This window comes from Legionella massiliensis (genome assembly GCF_000756815.1).
In the GTDB taxonomy this organism is placed as follows: Bacteria; Pseudomonadota; Gammaproteobacteria; order Legionellales; family Legionellaceae; genus Tatlockia; species Tatlockia massiliensis.
Genome location: NZ_CCVW01000002.1, coordinates 549,706 through 568,707 on the forward strand (window position 1 = coordinate 549,706; position 19,002 = coordinate 568,707).

The window sequence follows — 19,002 nt, forward strand, 5'->3', positions numbered from 1 at the left end:
GACGTACGTCTTTGGGAGCGCAGCGGCGAGAGGGAGCCGACCTATCTTAATTACTTCTTATCTTCGTCCTTAACTTCTTCAAACTCAGCATCAACGACACCTTCCTCAGCCTTAGCTGATTCATGTGCTTGTGGCTCCTGAGCTGCACCTTCTGGTGCTGGCTGGCCTTCAGCCGCTTTCTTCGCGTAAACACGTTCAGCCATTTTACCAGAAAGATCAGACAAAGTGTTTAGTTTTTCTTCAATAAGCGCTTTATCATTGCCTTTTGCTACTTCTTTCAACTCAGCGATAGCTTTTTCAATACCTTGTTTTTCATCAGCGCCCATTTCATTTTCTAAATCTTTTAATGATTTTTCGCTGTTGTGGATTAGGCTATCGGCCTGATTGCGGATATCTGCCATTTCTTTGAATTTCTTATCTTCGTCAGCATGGGCTTGCGCATCTTTAACCATAGCGTCAACTTCAGCATCGCTTAAACCACTGGATGCCTTGATCACGATAGATTGCGCCTTACCTGTTGCCTTGTCTTTTGCAGAAACATTCAAGATACCATTCGCGTCAATATCAAAGGTCACTTCAATTTGTGGCACCCCACGAGGTGCAGCTGGAATATCAGTCAGATCGAAACGTCCCAAAGATTTATTCGCAGACGCTTGCTCACGCTCACCTTGTAACACGTGTACAGTTACTGCAGTCTGACGATCATCAGCAGTCGAAAATACCTGGTTTGCTTTGGTTGGGATTGTCGTGTTTTTCTCGATCAACTTGGTCATCACTCCACCTAAGGTTTCGATACCTAAAGAAAGTGGTGTTACGTCAAGTAACAGGATGTCCTTCACATCGCCTGATAACACAGCAGCCTGGATCGCAGCACCTACAGCAACCGCTTCGTCAGGGTTCACGTCTTTTCTTGGTTCTTTGCCGAAGAAATCTTGTACTGTCTTTTGCACCATAGGCATTCTTGTTTGTCCACCAACAAGAATGACTTCGTTAATTTGTGAAACATTCAAGCCAGCATCCTTAAGCGCAGTTTTACAAGGATCAATAGTACGCTCAACTAGCTTTTCAACCAGTGACTCTAATTTTGCACGGGTTAGTTTGATATTTAAGTGTTTTGGTCCTGAGGCATCAGCTGTGATGTAAGGCAGGTTAACATCGGTTTGTTGTGCAGAAGATAATTCGATCTTCGCTTTCTCAGCCGCTTCTTTCAGACGTTGTAATGCTAAAGGATCATTATGCAAATCAATACCAGTATCCTTTTTAAACTCAGCTGCCAGGTACTCGATTAGAGTCAGGTCAAAGTCTTCACCACCGAGGAAGGTATCACCATTAGTAGCCAATACTTCAAATTGATGCTCACCATCAACTTCAGCGATTTCGATAATTGAAATATCAAAGGTACCACCACCAAGGTCATAAACAGCAATAACTGAATCGCCGCGTTTTTTATCCATACCATAGGCAAGGGCTGCTGCAGTTGGTTCGTTAATGATCCGTTTAACTTCCAGACCAGCAATCCGTCCAGCATCTTTAGTTGCTTGTCGTTGGGAATCGTTGAAATAAGCAGGTACAGTAATAACCGCTTCAGTCACTGCTTCGCCTAAATAATCTTCAGCGGTTTTCTTCATTTTGCGTAAAACTTCTGCAGAAATTTGCGGTGGCGCCTTATCTTGGCCTTTGACACTAACCCAAGCATCGCCATTGTCTGCTTTAACAATCTTGTAGGGAACCATTTTAATATCTTTTTGCACAACAGCATCATCAAAACGACGACCTATCAGGCGTTTGACAGCATAGAGAGTATTATCAGGATTCGTTACTGCCTGGCGCTTAGCTGCTTGTCCAACGAGAACTTCATCATCGTTGGTATAAGCAACGATTGACGGAGTAGTGCGGTGTCCTTCGCTATTTTCGATTACACGTGGTTTGTCGCCTTCCATTACAGCCACACAGGAATTTGTTGTACCCAGGTCAATTCCGATAATTTTTGCCATTTGTTCTTGCTCCGATCTATTTAATTGGTTACGCAATAGTTCTCAATATGGGGTGAGATCTACTAATTTCAAGCTTTTTCATCTATTGGTTTTGGTTTTGACACAATAACCCGCGCCGGACGAATGATTCTGTCATTCAATTTGTAGCCTTTTTGGAAGACCGTTAGAACGGTATTGGGTTCCGCACCAGGTACTTCCTGCATAGACATTGCCTCATGCTCTTGAGGATTAAAAACAGCGCCCTGAGGGTCGATTTGTTCAACGTCCATTTTCTGCAATGCATCAAGGAACAATTTCATGGTTAATAGCAAGCCTTCACGCATGCTATCGTCTACCTTGTTCTCAGTCAGCTGGATCGCTTGCTCAAGACTATCAACCACAGGTAAAAAGGAATGAATCAGTTTTTCTTGGCCATAACGGTGTGCATTAGCAACATCTCGTTCTGCACGTCGGCGAACATTATCTAACTCAGCCATTGCACGCACGGCTTTTTCCCAATTTTCATGGGCTTTTTGCTCTGCCAGAGTGAGTTTTTCTTCAAGGATGGCATAAGTCGGATGCTCTAGGGCAGCCTCAGAGCCCCCTTCGCCACCTTCATCATCCTGTTCCATTTCATCCATAAATTCAGCTTCCTCTTTTTCATCTTTAAATTTCTGCCAGTCTTTACCTTGATCTTTACTCATAGAAGCCTCCTGAATACATTGGTGAAACTAGGTGGGGATTCGAACTAAAAATTCAAGCCCCCAGTTGCAGAATATTTTAAGCGATTCTTATCCTACTTAATAACTTGCACCAACTGTTCATTCATCGCATACTCAGTAGTATAGATAAACAAGAGGTTTTTTTTCATTATGCGAGAGTGGTCAGCACAATCATGGCAAAATTTTTCTTATGAGCAATCTGCTAATTACCCTGATGAAAATCAGCTCGATCGGGTAGTTGAACAATTAAGCCAGCTCCCTCCCCTTGTCACCAGTGGTGAGGTCAAAAATCTGAAGAAGGCGATTGCCAAAGCAGGCCGGGGCGAAGCCTTTATCTTGCAAGGTGGTGATTGCGCTGAATCCTTCGATGAATGCCGTTCAGATATCATTAGTAACAAATTGAAGATTCTTCTGCAGATGAGTCTTATATTGATTCATGGCTTGCGCAAACCGATCATCCGTATTGGCCGTATAGCTGGTCAGTATGCTAAACCACGCTCTTCTGATCAGGAAACGATTGATGGTGTTACTCTACCCAGTTACCGTGGTGACTTGGTCAACTCCCAACAATTTGACGCTGCATCGCGTACACCCAACCCTAAATTAATGCTGCAAGGCTATAGCTGTGCCGCAATGACTCTGAATTTTATTCGCGCTTTGCTAGATGGGGGCTTTGCCGATTTGAATCATCCGCAACTCTGGGATCTGCGCTTTGTGGAGCATTCACCTCAGGCTGATGAATACCATGCCATTGTGCGTTCGCTCTCTGAGTCGCTGGAATTTATGGAAGCAATTGATGGTTTTCGTTCTTCAAACCTGAACAAGGTTGATTTTTATACCTCTCATGAAGCACTCCATCTACATTACGAACAAGCATTGACTCGCAACCTCCACGATGGCAATTGGTATGATCTCTCTACTCATTTGCCCTGGATTGGAATGCGGACAGCGAAAATAGGTAGCGCGCATTTAGAGTTTTTGCGCGGCGTTCAAAATCCAATTGGTATTAAAGTTGGGCCAAGTGCAACCAAAGAATGGTTGCAGGAAATTATTGAGTTGATGAATCCTAAGCATGAGGAAGGACGAATACTGCTGATTACTCGAATGGGCGCCAAACAAATTGATAAGTTGCTACCCTCTCTCATTAAGGCTGTGCAAGAAACTAAATGCCCTGTTACCTGGTCTTGTGACCCCATGCATGGCAATACCGAAACTACCGCTGATGGAATTAAGACAAGGCATTTCGATAATATCCTCTTTGAATTACAGCAGGCGGTTAAAATTCATCGCGAAGCAAATAGCTATCTGGGCGGGGTACATTTTGAGCTTACCGGCGACAATGTTACTGAATGTATTGGTGGCGCACGTGGCTTAAATGAGGAAGATTTAAAGCGTGCTTATCGCAGTTTGGTTGATCCGCGCCTGAATTATGAGCAATCCTTGGAAATGGCCATTCAGTTGAGTAAGCAGTTTAATACTTTATAATTGAATCTCCTCTCCCCCCAAGGCACTGCCTTAAGTTAATGGCTGTGCCCAAGGGAGGTGAGGGGATCATCCCTCTCAAAAACACCCCTCAAATAAGCTGGAATCCGCTGTTCCAACCAATAAACCGGTTTGCCTGGTAACCTGCCCGCAATAAAACCAACATGTCCTCCCTTCTCACTTAATTCGAGAATAACATCCGGAGCGAGCTCTTCTGCCTGGGGCACTACCTTAGGGGTCATAAAAGGATCATCCAAGGCATGGATCACTAGGGTTGGGGTTTTAATTTTAGCAAGGTAAGCCCTTGAACTGGATTTTCTATAATAATCATGAACATGCTTAAAGCCATGTAGCGGTGCAGTGACATTTTCATCAAAGGTCCAGAAACATTGCCATTTATGCATATCCTGTAGTTCCCTTGGCATATTATCCTGAGTGAAATAGGTCTGTTTACGTTCAAACACTCGTCGTAAACGTCGCAATAAATATTCCTGGTAAATTCGCGAAAATCCTGTGCTTATACGATCCGCGACCATACGGAGCTGAAAGGGCACAGAGACCGCAACAGCGGCTTGAATTATCGATTGCTCGCCGGTTTCCCCCAGCCATTTCAATAAAACATTGCCTCCCAAAGAAACACCAACAACTGCTTTCTTAGTTTCTGGTTCACGCTCAGCCAAAAGATGGAGCAGATAATTAACATCAGCGGTATCACCGGAATGATAGGCGCGTGCTAAACGATTAGGTTCTTTGGAAGCGCCTCTAAAATGCATAAGCACTGCTCGCCAGCCACAGCGATTAAACTCATGCATCAGGCCAGCGGCATAGGTTGAGTCCATTGAGCCACCCAAGCCATGTAAAAAAACGATAAGCGGCGTATCCTTTGCCAAACCATTGATAGCCCAAGCCAAATCAATAAAGTCGCCATCGGCTAATTCAAGACGCTCCATGAAATCCACCGGTGACTGGATGCGGCGCATTAGGGTTGAATAAAGCGTCTGCGTATGCGAATTAGCCAACCACCAGGCTGGCTTAAAATCACTCTTGATTATCATAATCAACCACCATGATAGCCAGGGCTATATTCATGCACGGCCTCAATCATCGCCTTAACATGTTCAGGGGGAACATCGGGGGTAATCCCATGACCTAGATTGAAAACATGGCCACTACCCTGGCCAAAGGAAGCAAGCACTCGCTTTACCTGATAGCGTATACTTTCAGTATTGCTAAGCAATACAGCAGGATCAAGGTTACCTTGCAGCGCTACCCTATCGCCAACTAAAGCCCGCGCTCTACTTAGTTCACAAGTCCAATCCAAACCTAAGGCATCGCAACCGCTGTCGGCTATGCGTGTTAACCATTGCCCTCCCCCCTTGGTAAAAAGAATAATGGGGATTTGCGGGTGCTTAACCTTTAACTCTTGCACAATTTTAGTCATGTAATTAAGTGAAAAATCCTGATAGTTCTGGGTGGTTAGAATTCCTCCCCAAGTATCGAAAATCATTAGAGCGTTTGCCCCTGATTTGACCTGCTCATCAAGATAGGCGCTCACTGCCTGAGCAAGCTTGGCTAAGAGTAAATGTGTTAGCTCAGGCTGGGTATAAAGCATACGGAGAATCTGTTTAAAATCGCGGCTTGAACTACCCTCGACCATGTAACAGGCCAGTGTCCACGGACTGCCAGAAAAACCAATCAGGGGCAAATCTTGGGGCATTTCCCGCCGAATCAGACTTAAGGCATCCATAACATAGGCAAGTTCTTCCCTAGGATTTGGGATAGTTAAGGCTTCAATGGCCTGGCTATCGCGTAGCGGTCTACGAAAACAAGGTCCTTCCCCTTCTGCAAAATAAAGACCTAAACCCATCGCATCAGGGATAGTCAAGATATCAGAAAATAAGATTGCCGCATCAAGTGGATAGCGTCTTAAAGGCTGTAAAGCCACTTCACAAGCTAACTCTGGGTTTTTACAGAGACTTAGAAAATCACCTGCTTGAGCACGCACTTGGCGATATTCTGGTAGATAACGACCAGCTTGGCGCATAAACCAGACCGGCGTTCGTGGTAGGGGTTTGCGTTGAAGCGCTCGAATAAATAAAGACTCCGCAATCTCAGACATTAGGGATCCTAGATAAGTCAAACAAAGTTGCGATTCTAGCACTAGTCAGATTTTTTTTCTTCAGGAGAGGAAGATTAGTTGTCCCTTGATTCACTGCAATTAAGTTAACGTCATCCAGAGCGCTCCAGCCCCTTAGGGGCAAAGCCCTCCGTCATCCCGAACGTAGTGAGGGATCTCCGAGATTCACACTGTGCCACATTCAGGAGATGTCTCTCTACGCTCGACATGACGTACTCTTTGGGACGTAGAGAGACATCTCCGATATTCGCACTCTGCCACATTCGGGAGATCCTTCGCTACGCTCTGGATGACTTGGTATTGAGACAAGGAGGTCTTCTTACCACAAATTATGGAAAAGTCAGATGATGGTTGCTATGCTAGCCGCAAATTATTTTTAGCGTGTGACTAACTTGGATTCTTTACATATTAAAGGCTTAGCTGTAGAAACTCACATTGGTGTTCATGCCTGGGAACAACAAATCTTGCAGCGTCTTCTGATTGATATAACAATCCCAGCCGACTTTAGCGCTTGTGAAGATGAGCTCAGCAAAACAATTGATTATGACAGGCTTTGTCAGTTAGTCACTGCTTATATCGAAACGAATTCTTTTCAATTAATTGAGACGGTTGCTGATAAGATTGCTAATTTAATTAAGACAGAGTTTAAAATTCAACAAGTTAGCATCTCAGTTAGCAAGCCCCATGCGATTAAGAACGCAGCGAACATTCAAGTTAATGTAACGCGCTAAACTAATTTCAAATATATCAACCTTAATGTAGTAATTTAAATCCAATCACCTTAAAATTACCCACCATGTTTTTTGTCCAAACACCTTACCATGCCAAAAAAAACCATATTCCAAGATTCTGTCCTTATCTCAGGTGTGATGTGTCTAACAGGTTGTGGGATGGGAATTCAGAGTACGCTAAATAGCTGTATAGAAGATTGCATAAAAGCGGAGCTTCTTCCTAAGGATGCAAAGCTCACTATTGATTCAGAGCCCAGTGGCTTGGGTATTCATCGCTTTTTTCTAAGGATTGAGACTGCTGAGGAGAGTTTTGTACCACCAGAAAATTTTCATAATACTATTTCAGCACAACTCAAAGAAAACATCTTTTTTGACATCGTTGATGAGCAAACCGATGGAGAAGGAGAAAAATCCAATAAAACCAATTGGATAAACATTGCAATTAATTTGCTAGCTATAAGCGCTATTATTGCCCTATCGCTGCTCTTTCCTCCCTCAATCCCCTTAACTATCGGCTTAGCCTCGATCTCCTTTATAAGCACAGCATTTACCGCTAGAGAATATCTGATCGCTTTTTTTCGAAATCTATGGAATAGGGATCTGGCCAACATGACCACGACTATTTCTCTTGGCTGGTTTTTGTCCTTAGCACATACCATCTTCCATGCGATTAGCATGCCTTTAGCCAGCAGCTTTTCCATGGTTTTTATGAGCTTTATCATGCCAGTAATGCTGATAGGCTTTATTAACGGTATGGATGAAATTAAGCGCTTGGTTTTAAACAAGGCTAAAAAAATGCAACTTCAGGGGATAAGAGCAATATTCCCACAAATGTCTGAAGAATACCTTCGTTATGAGCTAAGCGATGAACAACAAAGCATCCTGTTAGAACAGTTTCAACCTGTCGATAAAGAGCTTAAAAGCGTAGCTGAGCATATTGACTTGGATAAGCTCTCCTTTATGGAGCACTTGCTAGAATCAAACAATCCTGTAAGTGAGAAGAAGGGACTTCTCAGAGGGGGCATGATCATAGAGGTTAAACGCGGAGAGTGCTTTCCCGTCGATTGCATCTTGCTTGATGGCAATACAGTGGTTGATGCCTCACTTCTGACCGGAGAACCACAGCAAAGCAAATTACGCTGGCAGAGAATTCCTGCAGGGGCACTCAATCTTGGTCAATCCGTAAGAGTCTATGCGGAAAACGGAGCCTACACCTCAACCGTAAATAAGCTTTTATTTAGATCAAATCGTGCTCGTACTAGTACCGTACAAGAAACCTCCCCTCTATTCACTTATCTTTATACTGGCTTGATTATTCTGGGACTGGTTGCAGCCATTGTGGCGCCGGCTGCCTTAGGAATTCTTACTATACCCCTGGTCATGCAAAATCTAATGGGCATCCTATTTTCGGTTTGTCCTTGTACTATTGCCATAGCCCACCAATTACCTAATTTAATCGGTATTTACCAGCGCACAAAGCAAGGGATTCAGTTACGTGATGACAATATCACTGGGCGAACTGACAAGATAAACACCGTGGTCTTCGACAAAACAGGTACACTGACTAATGGCAATTCTTCAATAGAATCCACAAATATTCCTTTCTCTTCACCAATTTGGCACAGGATCTATTTACTGGAGAAAGCACATGGAGGAGAACATCCCTTAGCCAAAGCAATCATAAATTATTATGAGTCCAATGCCTCACCCAGCATTCCTCTCAACGACGTAAAAAATTGCATTATCGATTCACAAAACCGCGGTTTAGTAGCAACTGTGCAAGGGAATCGAATTCAACTAGGCAATGCTGCCTTCCTCCAGGAAGCAGATATAGTGGTTCCTGAAGCAGATACTGCTAAAATTGCCCAGGGTTTTTCGCCTGTTTATGTCGCGGAGGATGGAGTCTATCAAGGTGTCATTTATATCCAGCACGAGCCTAGAAAAGATATTTTGGAAGCGCTTTTACGTCTGAAAAAAGAAGGTAAAAAAATTATTATGCTTACCGGGGATAGCAAAGCCGCGGCAAAAGGCTTTAATAGACATCTTTCAAAACTCGCAGGTTTGGATATAGATAAAGAATCTATCTTCGACCAAGAAAACATCCATGCTGAGCAAACACCGCAAAATAAAGAAGAATTCTTAAAATCGCTTATGACCTCCTCAGGGGTCGATCCTAAAGGCGTCTGGTTTGTGGGTGATGGATTAAATGATGCCCCCTGTTGCAGAATAGTCAGTGAATTGGGAGGGATCAGTTGTGCCATAACTGGTGAAGATAAGGCTGCCTATTTCACCGATATCTCTTTAGACGGCTCTCTGAATTATTTATTCGAGCACAATAAGCTGAATCGCATGCTGCAAACTAATGTCCTGCAAAATCAATTGATTATGGGATATAGCACAGTGGCGTTCCTGGCCTTCATTATTAGTTTTTCCATCGCTGGTATTGCAGTTTCACCCATAATTCCCTTAGTGATTATGCTAACGACCACGATGTTCGTTTTATTTAATTCCTATCGCGTACAACTGGCAACCGATGATGCGCTGGATAAAACAACATCCTGGCCAAAGAAACTCTTAGCCTCCAATTTATCCATCAGCTTATTAGTCCTTGCAAGCAGCTTACTCATTGGCGCGACGTTGATTGCAACAATATCAACGGGAGGCTTAGCTCTGCCTGCTATTGTGTTCACCGCCGGTCTCGTTACAGCGCTCAGCAGTGCCTGTACAGTTGCAGCAACTGTCTTGTTTAGTGCCTTCGCCCTACTGTTAACCTCTCATCTATTGACCAATTACTTCCCCAAATCAGATCAAAATGCAGAGATAGAGCAAGCAATGCCGGAGCAAATAGCGATTACCCAACCCGATGCTACGATAGCTTCAGAGGAAGAGCACCATAGCTTTAATCTGTTTTCCAGATTATTTTGTCAGCATACAGATACCTCCCCCCCTGGAACAAACAATGAACCACTACAATTATTTGCCAAAATCCGTTGACATCAGCCTATATTATTGTTTTAAAAAAATGCCTTTTATCCCCTCACCCTAAAGACCACTGCCGTTAAGTGACCGTTCGCGCTGAAGTCTGTGCGCAAACCCGCGTCTCGAAGCGTCACACTGAACAAGGCTTCGAGACGGCCTAAAGGCTTCCTTAGCCCGAACGGCTTTGAGGTAGCGTCCTTAATTGTTTCCCCACTCATATAAAACTTTTAAATTCATAGTGTTATGTGATAAGTTGATCAATCTTAAAGTTAGTTTTATATGAGCAAATCTCATTGGTTTCATAATAAATATAAGGACATTTTATGAGTAAAACCGCTTGCAAAGTAAAACTTTTTGTTGCCGCCTTGGGGCTTTTAACTTTCAATGCAGCAACTGCTCAGGCACTGAATGAAGCTATCCCCTCCCCGTGGACGGCACGTTTTACTGGACAAGGACTTAGCGGAAACAACCAACTTGGAGGATTTGTAGACTCTATGATTCCTCTTGTAGCTGATGCAAATCACTTATGGTTCGCTGATGGTAGTTTTATGGCTGGTCAGAGTGATAATTACGCCTTTAGTCTTGGTTCGGGATTACGCAAATTAGCAACAATAAATACTCATCCGCTCATTCTAGGTGCCTTTCTTTTTGGTGACTATCAAAGAACAACCAAACATACTCATACCTGGCTTGCGAATCCAGGAATAGAACTCTTGTCCCGACACTATGAGGCCCGCATACAAGGTTATCTCCCTGTCGGTCGTCGTCAACAAGCTTTCAGCCATTCAATGGCCAGTGTTTTCCCCCCAGCAAACGGCCCTCAACAGACAAATCGCTTATTTGGGGGGAAAGGACATTTATTTATCGACACACCGATAAATTTAGTCAATGAATTTGGTACTGGACTTGAGGCTGAAGGAGGTCGGTATTTTTCTCTGTTTAAAGGTGCATGGCTAAGAGCAGGTTTCTATCATTTTGATTATAAGTCTACAAAAAGTATTAATGGCGGCGAGGTCAACATTGAGTTTTATGTCAATAATAACGCCTCATTAATTCTGCAAAATAACTATGACAATCAAAATAAAAACAAATTCTCAATCGGTATTCGTTATAGTTTTGGCGGACCAAACCATACAGATGTCAGTAATTTAAGCAATCGAATGGAAGAACCTATTATTCGCCATCTTGCCCGTCAATCTTATGGAATGGCAACACCAGTACGTGACAGCTTTGTTGTTAGTGGTCCTACACAAATACTCGCTTCCAATGTATGGTATTTCAGCCGACAAGGAACTGCTCAAGGGCCAGTAAATTTAAATAGTTGTACAGCGGAGCATCCCTGTCTTGATTTGGATCAGACCGTTGCAGACGGAATTAATGCTCTAACGCCTTCTGCTTCTTTGTGGTTTGCCACAGGGCAGTATCAACTCCCAACAACTGGAACTAATGGCCTTGTAAGTTTACATGATGGCCAAAGCCTGTATGGCAGAACCATTGACTTCAGCCAGACTGCAATTGGACCATTCAGGCCTGAGATTATTGGCGCTCTATGGTGGAAGGGCAGTGGCGCAATAAGTGATTTTCAAGTTAGCAATAATAATCAAATTGTTCCCTCTGCTATCAACGGGACAAGCGTTAACCGAATACTAGCTGTTGGGGCTAGTGGTAATTTAACTATTAATAATTCAGAAATTAATACCAGTAATTCCACAGCCAATATCGCTGCCCATGGGGTATTTGGCTTGGAAAATATCGCTATGAGCAATTCGGTTGTTAATGCTACTGATACCGGTAATACAAGGCCTCTTGAGACCTCTGGGATTCGCTCACTTACAGATAGCATTGTTAGTAATTCGATAATTAATGTTAACAGCCATAATTTCTCATATGGCGTTATAACTAGCAAAGATGCCATCGTAAATGGTTCTATCATTAACCTTAACTCTAATAGTTCCAGTGCCAACTTTAGTGCTGGAATTCAAACTGAAGACGCTATTTTTGCTAGCAATTCCGTGATTAACATTGCTGGAAAAAATAATGATGTATACGCGCTCAGTGCAGGTACATTTATTATCTCAAACACTAATACCCTCACAGCCTCTTCGACTGGTTCGGGCGTAGCCCAGGGTTTAAATGGCACAAACAGTACAGCAATTAATTCAACAATCCTTGTAAAAAGCACTGGAAGCGGTCGTATAGCAGGTATTGAAGACTATTCAGGCGGCAACACTCTTAGCCTGAACAATTCGATTATCCGAGTTGAGAATACGGGGAGCGGACAGGCAGTCGGTCTCAGTGCAGCAACTGGAAATATTATTTTCCAAGGCCTAGGTGCAACTAAGGTGTTTGTGGTTGGCACTCCTGCTTTAGCGACCCTTGGAGCAAGCCTAACGAATAGTAGCACCCCTGCCTCGCAATGTTCTGTCAATGGGGGCGTAGCAACTAACTGTTAATGAAATAGGTCAAGCCCGCCCCGTCATTCTAAGCGTGGCGGGGTACTAATCTCCGGGATCCTGTGTTGAACGAGGGGAATCAATTTTTTAAACGTCTATTTTACGAATCATTCCTTTTATGCGCTCATTCTGCGCCAAATTTAGCTGCGCTTTTTCAGCTGCAGGGCGCGAGCCAAAGGGACCAACGATTACTCTATACCAACTAACCTGTTGCTGAACAGTTGCAACTACACTGACATCAAAGCCTTTTAAGGTCAGTGCCGCTTTGAGGTGTTCCGCATCAGACCTGGCTTTAAACGCCGCAATTTGGATGAGATAGGATTCTCTGCTGGTATTCGCAACGGCAACTGGCTTACTTTCAGTAACAACCACTGCATTTGCTGCTTGCTGCGCTGGGGTAGTTGCCGGAACTGTTGCTTGTTGTGCTGGAGCTACTGGTTGTTGAGGAGCCTGTGGTTTTACCTGTTGTGCTACAGGAGCTGGCTTAGGTTGCGCTGGTGCACTGCGATCTTTCGCTAATAAGGTATAAAACTCAAATTTTGGCTTGGGGAGCTCTGGTTCTTTAACTGCGACCTGAGCCTCAGGCTTAGTACCTTTGTGTTTTGCCAGAATATTAGCATTAACCCAGCTACTCAGACTGGTAAAATCAAAGACTGTCGCTGCTAAATACCCGCTTAGAAATGAAGCTAAAAGCCAAAACAATTGCTTTGGCATGCTAGATTTTTGTCTTGTCGGCTTTCTTTTGCCGTAGTCCTTTGCCATCACATGCTCTCAGGAGTTGATACACCAATTAGTTGTAGGCCATTTCTCAAAACCTGCCGTACTGCCTTTAATAAACATAAACGGGCTGATCTGAGGGTCTCTTGTTCACAAAGCAATTGTACTGCATTGTAATAACTGTGCAAGCCAGTCGCCAACTCCCTTAAATAATAAGCAAGTTGGTGTGGTTCACAGCTTTTAGCAGAGGCATCAATAACCTCTGGATAGCGGCTAAGGAGAGAAATCAAGGCAATTTCCTGCGGCTCAACCAAGAGATCAATATGGCTTAAACCGTTCTCCTCATCCCAACTCAGGCCGCGCTCTTGCAACTGTCTTAGGACAGAGCTTATGCGGGCATGGGCATATTGAATATAGTAAACAGGATTATCATTCGATTCAGATTTCGCTAAATCCAAATCAAAATCCATATGTTGTTCAGGTTTACGCATCACATAAAAGAAACGCGCGGCATCATTGCCAACCTCTTCCCTTAGCTCTCGCAGAGTAACAAAGGAACCACTTCTGGTGGACATTTGTACCCGCTCGCCGCCTCGGTAAAGTATTGCAAATTGCACCAACAAAACATCTAAGGCTTTTTCATCATGTCCTAAGGCGTTAACTGCGGCGCGGACACGAGTAACATAGCCATGATGGTCTGCTCCAAAGATATCGATTACCCGAGCAAAACCCCGATCATACTTATTCCAGTGATAAGCAACATCGGAAGCGAAATAAGTTGTTTGACCATTTGCACGCACTAAAACCCGATCCTTCTCATCAGCGAAATCAGTAGCGCGGAACCACAGTGCGCCTTCCTTCTCATAGGTATGGCCAGCATCTTTCAAAGCCTGGATACCCTTGCTGATTGAACCATCATCAAGCAAAGATTGCTCTGAAAACCAGCATTCATAATGTACGCCAAACTCGGCTAAATCGTCTTTGATATCGGCCAGTACAGAGTCCAAGGCATGCTTATGAAATAATTTAAAACCCTGCTCACCTAGAAGTGTTCTGGCTCGTTCAATGACGGCATCAATATAGAGCTCTTTATCGCCGCCCTGAGGTTCGTCAGCTGGTAAGCCCTCGACTATAGTGTTCCATGGTCGGATAAAATCATTGCCTTGCTGCTCTAGAACTTCCTGAGCAATGGCAGGTACATAGTCACCTCGATAGCCATTTGCTGGGAAAACCAAGGTCTCACCTGCCAGCTCCAGATAACGCAACCATACGCTTACAGCAAGAATATTCATTTGCCGGCCAGCATCATTGACATAATATTCAGAGCTGACTGCAAAACCTGCAGCCTTTAGAATATTAGCCAAGCTTGCACCAAAGGCTGCACCGCGGCCATGGCCTACATGTAGAGGACCGGTGGGATTCGCAGAAACAAATTCTAAAATAACCTTTTGCCCCTGCCCCAATTGACTACGGCCAAACTGTTCACCACCTTTCAGAACGTCTGTGATCACCTGGGAAAGCGCTTCATTACGCATGAAAAAATTAATAAAGCCAGGTCCGGCAATTTCAACACGCTCTAGGGCTGAATGAGCAGGTATGTTTTGGATGATTGTTTCAGCCAGTTGGCGTGGCGCCTGACGGCAGGGTTTAGCTAGCAACATAGCTAGATTGCTAGCAAAATCACCATGGTTAGAATCCTTTGCGCGCTCAACCTTGATTTCTATATCAAGATCCTCAGGGATTTGGGAAGACTGCTTGAGTGAATCGAGAGCCTGTGCGAGTAATTGTTCGACAGTATGTTTCATAGCGCTTTTCTAACTCGTCAAAAACCCGCAATTATGCGCTTTTTCATGATAGTTGCATAGGGGCTATTAGATATCCATATTAAATTGCAAATCCTCATCCTCCCGAGGTTCCTTCGCTATGACTTTCTTTATTCCTTCTCGTTGTTCTGTAGATGTAAAGGAACGAGCTTGCTCCTCTAAAACTGTGACATTTTCTTCCATGCTATCTTTTTGTGCTTTTAAGTCATCAAGAGCTTTTGGTATGTGTGCTTTTTGGTTAATTTCGCTTTCATTCGATTTAAAACGAGTTTGTTGCTTTTCATTATCTGATCTTAATAATTGGATTCCTACCTCTAATCCTTTACGAGTTTCCACATCTTGTTGATAAGCACTACATTTCTCTCGCGCAGCTTCGATTGACTCTGGTGATGAAAAAATAGCTAAAATAAGGCTTTTGAATATACCAGGGGCCTTATCTGCTTTATAAAAGTCCCAAAATCCTGGCTCTTCAAGGGCTGGTGCTCCTAGTTGCTCTTCCTTTGTGCTAATTTCTTCAGAGTTCCTGGACATCCTACTTTGTATTGCAATCTGCTGCCCTCCTAGTTCACTAAGGCTTGCTACTTCCCCTTCCATCCGTTCTATATTTCTATTAACTAGGGGAAGCGATTGTTTAAATATGCCAATAATATATAGTAAATCATCGTCTGTAAGATGTTCTAAAATAGAACCACCTCTTGAGCCCGCCATAAATCTGGCCTGTTCTAGCTTTGTAAAAATTTTATGATACTCACCAATATTTCTAATTTCATCCTCCTCTAATTTTAGAATCTTGTTTATAGCCTCGTGTATTTGTCTTTTTTTGTCTCTTTCGCCAACAAGTTTCTCAATAGTTTTAGCCATAGCAATAACACCTAAAAGTAACCATATAGACCAATTTTAGCACATTAAAATTGAACGCTTGTTACTATTCTGACGGTGTTACAGACGACATAGGTCAAAGGATCAAGCCGCGGTGATTCAATCTGAATAAAAAATACCATTTAGGCTAGGCGCTCGTTAAAGAAATCCAAAAATGCCCTGATCTTTGGCAATTCATAGTCATAAGCACGATAAAACATATAAATTTCATGATGACGAAAGGTATATTGCGGCAATAATTGCAGGAGTTCACCGCTTTCTAACCAAGATTTAACCAAGCTATCACCGGTTAAAAACATGCCTATTCCTGCCAGACAAGCCTGGTTTAAGGCATCAAAACTATTCATATAAAGAATAGGCCTGGCGCAATGCAAGCGACTGCCGTCCGCTAGAGAGATAAAATGTGCTGGTTTGCGCAAACTGTGGGAGATAATCTTAAAATTTGGTAACTCTTCGGCTGTCTTCGGCTTACCATAGCGCAGAACGAAGGACTTAGAGGCACATAGGATATTATTCATCGCAAACATTCGCCGGTATTTAAGCGCTTCGGTGGCTGGAGGAATCACAGGAAAACCCACCATAATGTCGATATCAGAACGGGCTAGCTCATCATCTTGCTCTGAGAAAATAAGTTCCAGCTGTAGTCCTGGATAGGCAGCAACAAAGTCATGCAAATGCTTTAAAACCCAATCCTTGGAAGTAATCGTGGATACCAAAACCTTCAACTCGCCCTGAGGCTGTTCTCTATTAGATTCGATAAATTGATTCACTGCGGTAATTTGCTCATCGATTAATTTACAACGTTCATAAAATAACTGACCAAACTCCGTAAGCTGCACGTTGCGGGTGGTGCGAAGAAATAATTGCTCGCCTATCGCTTCTTCCAAATTCTTGATTTGCTTGCTCACCGCAGTAGGAGTCAAATGCAAGCTATTCGCTGCCAGGGAGAAATTGGCCAGCTCCGCTACTTTTAGGAAACAACTGATTTGTCGTTGGTTATACATTAGCGACCCAATTATGAACTAATAGTTCACAATGAATGAATTATTAGTCGATTTACAATTTTTTGTTGTTAATAATATAATGAATCATCAACAAAGAGGAGTAGATGATGACTGTTAAAACAACTAAATATGAATTCCACCACATGGGAATTCCTACAGATACCCCACGCGAGGGTGAGCGTTATAGTTCAACCTTTAAAATGTATACCAGTGGTGGTGAAAACTCTGAGTATCGAATTCAATACCATCGCTTTGAACCTGGTTGCCCCTTGCATCCTTTGATTCAAACCAAGACACATATCGCTTTCTTAGTCGATAGTATTGAAGAGGCTATTGCTGGTAAAGAAGTGATTCTGGAGCCCTATGAGCCGATTCCAGGATTTAAGGTTGCGATGATTGCTGAATGCGGTGCCCCCATTGAACTCATCGAAACTGAGCTTAGTGAAGAGCAGATTTGGTATGGTAATCACAAAAATACTTTGATTTATCCTGAGAAATAGGAGTGAAGAGCCGGAGCTCGAGGTAATAGCAACTGTCTTGGTTTAAGCATTTTCTCCAAGACAGTTGTTATTAGATTTTGAGGAATCGGAAAACCTTGATTACGCTGCGCTCTGAGGAATCCTGGCATTTTTTTAAACAGAAAGCATGTGCCATATAAGTTCTTTCTGTTCTTTTGTGTGTCATTCCCGCGCAGGCGGGAAACCATTTCTCAAAGTGGTTCCTCACTTTGTTTGCACGATGGTTTCCCGCCTGCGCGGGAACGACACTCATATAAGTCAAAGTAACTGATTAATGTTCATATAGGTATCTAAATGATACTTTGAGTAAAAAAAATGTCAGGATCACTCAGCGCTGCGCTGCATCAAGGCTACGGTTGCTTTTTTGTCACAGGATTTCAGAATTTTATGTTAACGTCAGTTATGTTATCGTCTAGGCATCCTAAAATGCCCTCTATCTACTATGTCAAAGCAATTTATCGGTCTTAGAAAAGAAGAATTGGATACCCCCTGCCTAGTCATCGATCAGGAAAAGCTTCACTCAAATCTCGAGTTGATGCGACAACATGCTAGCCACAGCCAGGTTAACCTTAGGCCTCATTGTAAAACACATAAGTGTAGCAAGTTGGCAAAGCTGCAATTGGAATATGGCGCGATTGGAATTAGCGTCGCCAAGGTTTCTGAGGCAGAAGGGCTTATCAATGAAGGCGTCAGAGGCGTCTTAATCACCTCGCCCATTGTCACTTCCTATAAAATTGCGCGTTTACTTCGTTGCTTACAGAAAGCTCCTGATACCATTATCGTCTTGGATAATGAAGAAAATCTGAGGGAGCTAAACCAAGCAGCTGCTTCAATTCAACAAAGGCTCAATGTCCTGGTTGATCTTGATCCTGGAATCGGCAGGACAGGCTTAAAACCTGAACCAGCCCTACAACTAGCTAAAAAAGTCGTTAATTCAGACTGGCTAAGCCTTCTTGGCCTGCAATGCTATGCAGGCAACTTGCAGCATATTTCCTCTTATGAAGAGCGAAAGGCGCGCTCCCTGGCAGTCATGCAGCAGGCCAGTGGGGTAGTCAGAAACTTCCGCGAAGCCGGTTTGCCATGTGAAATCCTCAGCGGTACCGGAACAGGAACCTATGACATTGATGTTGCAGCAAGTGAAATCACTGAAATTCAACCGGGTTCTTATACCGTGATGGATGTTGAATACGCGGCCATAGGCTCAAAAGAAAATCAGCAGACCTTCACTAGCTTTCAACATGCAATGACGCTGCTTACAACAGTGATCTCCTCTAATCGCGAGGAACATGTCACTGTTGATGCAGGCACCAAGGCTATTTATGTCGATGCTCACAACAAACCTAAAATAATTAGCCATACTTCGCTTGCCTATGATTGGGGAGGTTTTGGTGATGAACAAGGTAAGATTAGCGCAGTCAATGGTGCTAAATTGCCGAAGAATAAAGAGGTGATTGAACTGATTGTGCCTCACTGTGATCCAACGATTAACCTCTATAATCAATTTTTCCTGACTAGTAATGATGTGGTTGTTGATGTCTGGGATATTGATTTGCGGGGCGCGTCGCAGTGAGTGCTTGTTTGGTG

At 43.4% G+C, this 19,002-nt stretch carries 14 protein-coding genes; 6 read left to right on the forward strand and 8 right to left on the reverse strand.

Annotation, left to right across the window (positions count from 1 at the left end; genetic code table 11):
- Positions 1 to 50: 50 nt before the first annotated feature.
- Together dnaK and grpE are read right to left on the reverse strand one after the other, a co-directional pair.
- Positions 51 to 1,994, reverse strand: coding sequence for a molecular chaperone DnaK (gene dnaK, locus BN1094_RS09515; protein WP_043874180.1), 1,944 nt, complete (start codon positions 1,992 to 1,994; stop codon positions 51 to 53).
- A 68-nt stretch (positions 1,995 to 2,062) separates the two neighbouring features.
- Positions 2,063 to 2,677, reverse strand: coding sequence for a nucleotide exchange factor GrpE (gene grpE / locus BN1094_RS09520; RefSeq protein WP_043874181.1), 615 nt, complete (start codon positions 2,675 to 2,677; stop codon positions 2,063 to 2,065).
- A 168-nt stretch (positions 2,678 to 2,845) separates the two neighbouring features.
- Between grpE and BN1094_RS09525 the strand changes: the two genes are divergently transcribed.
- Positions 2,846 to 4,180 (forward strand): 3-deoxy-7-phosphoheptulonate synthase class II, encoded by a 1,335-nt coding sequence (locus BN1094_RS09525; RefSeq protein ID WP_043874182.1) that lies wholly within the window; start codon positions 2,846 to 2,848, stop codon positions 4,178 to 4,180.
- Positions 4,181 to 4,215: 35 nt separating this feature from the next.
- Here the strand turns inward: BN1094_RS09525 and BN1094_RS09530 are convergent, their stop codons facing one another.
- Both BN1094_RS09530 and hemE read right to left on the reverse strand, forming a co-directional pair.
- Positions 4,216 to 5,232, reverse strand: coding sequence for a hydrolase (locus BN1094_RS09530; RefSeq protein WP_043874183.1), 1,017 nt, complete (start codon positions 5,230 to 5,232; stop codon positions 4,216 to 4,218).
- A 2-nt stretch (positions 5,233 to 5,234) separates the two neighbouring features.
- Positions 5,235 to 6,296: a uroporphyrinogen decarboxylase gene (hemE, locus tag BN1094_RS09535; protein WP_043874184.1), complete on the reverse strand. Its 1,062-nt coding sequence runs from the start codon at positions 6,294 to 6,296 to the stop codon at positions 5,235 to 5,237.
- Between the two features lie 410 nt (positions 6,297 to 6,706).
- Between hemE and folB the strand changes: the two genes are divergently transcribed.
- The 3 genes from folB to BN1094_RS09550 all read left to right on the forward strand — a co-directional run bounded on the left by folB (position 6,707) and on the right by BN1094_RS09550 (position 12,477).
- A complete protein-coding gene (gene folB, locus BN1094_RS09540) occupies positions 6,707 to 7,045 on the forward strand; it encodes a dihydroneopterin aldolase (protein WP_043874593.1) in 339 nt (112 codons plus the stop codon).
- A 90-nt stretch (positions 7,046 to 7,135) separates the two neighbouring features.
- Positions 7,136 to 10,039: an HAD-IC family P-type ATPase gene (locus tag BN1094_RS09545; RefSeq protein WP_081935104.1), complete on the forward strand. Its 2,904-nt coding sequence runs from the start codon at positions 7,136 to 7,138 to the stop codon at positions 10,037 to 10,039.
- Between the two features lie 308 nt (positions 10,040 to 10,347).
- The gene (locus BN1094_RS09550) at positions 10,348 to 12,477 is read left to right on the forward strand and encodes a hypothetical protein (protein WP_043874185.1); all 2,130 of its coding nucleotides are present in this window, start codon (positions 10,348 to 10,350) and stop codon (positions 12,475 to 12,477) included.
- 87 nt (positions 12,478 to 12,564) lie between these two features.
- Here BN1094_RS09550 and BN1094_RS09555 read toward each other — a convergent pair whose 3' ends face one another.
- The 4 genes from BN1094_RS09555 to BN1094_RS09570 form a co-directional block, all read right to left on the reverse strand.
- Complete coding sequence (locus tag BN1094_RS09555; RefSeq protein ID WP_043874186.1) at positions 12,565 to 13,239, reverse strand: SPOR domain-containing protein; 675 nt, start codon at positions 13,237 to 13,239, stop codon at positions 12,565 to 12,567.
- The gene (gene argS / locus BN1094_RS09560) at positions 13,239 to 14,999 is read right to left on the reverse strand and encodes an arginine--tRNA ligase (protein WP_043874187.1); all 1,761 of its coding nucleotides are present in this window, start codon (positions 14,997 to 14,999) and stop codon (positions 13,239 to 13,241) included. The genes BN1094_RS09555 and argS overlap by 1 nt, the downstream gene beginning before the upstream one ends.
- Positions 15,000 to 15,065: 66 nt before the next feature.
- A complete protein-coding gene (locus tag BN1094_RS09565) occupies positions 15,066 to 15,878 on the reverse strand; it encodes a hypothetical protein (protein WP_043874188.1) in 813 nt (270 codons plus the stop codon).
- 140 nt (positions 15,879 to 16,018) lie between these two features.
- Positions 16,019 to 16,900, reverse strand: coding sequence for a LysR family transcriptional regulator (locus BN1094_RS09570; protein WP_043874189.1), 882 nt, complete (start codon positions 16,898 to 16,900; stop codon positions 16,019 to 16,021).
- Between the two features lie 104 nt (positions 16,901 to 17,004).
- Here BN1094_RS09570 and BN1094_RS09575 point away from each other — a divergent pair, with 104 nt between their 5' ends.
- Both BN1094_RS09575 and BN1094_RS09580 read left to right on the forward strand, forming a co-directional pair.
- On the forward strand, positions 17,005 to 17,400 hold the full coding sequence (locus tag BN1094_RS09575) for a hypothetical protein (protein ID WP_245614284.1): 396 nt from the start codon (positions 17,005 to 17,007) through the stop codon (positions 17,398 to 17,400).
- A 460-nt stretch (positions 17,401 to 17,860) separates the two neighbouring features.
- The gene (locus BN1094_RS09580; protein ID WP_043874191.1) at positions 17,861 to 18,988 is read left to right on the forward strand and encodes a DSD1 family PLP-dependent enzyme; all 1,128 of its coding nucleotides are present in this window, start codon (positions 17,861 to 17,863) and stop codon (positions 18,986 to 18,988) included.
- The last annotated feature ends 14 nt before the right edge of the window (positions 18,989 to 19,002 follow it).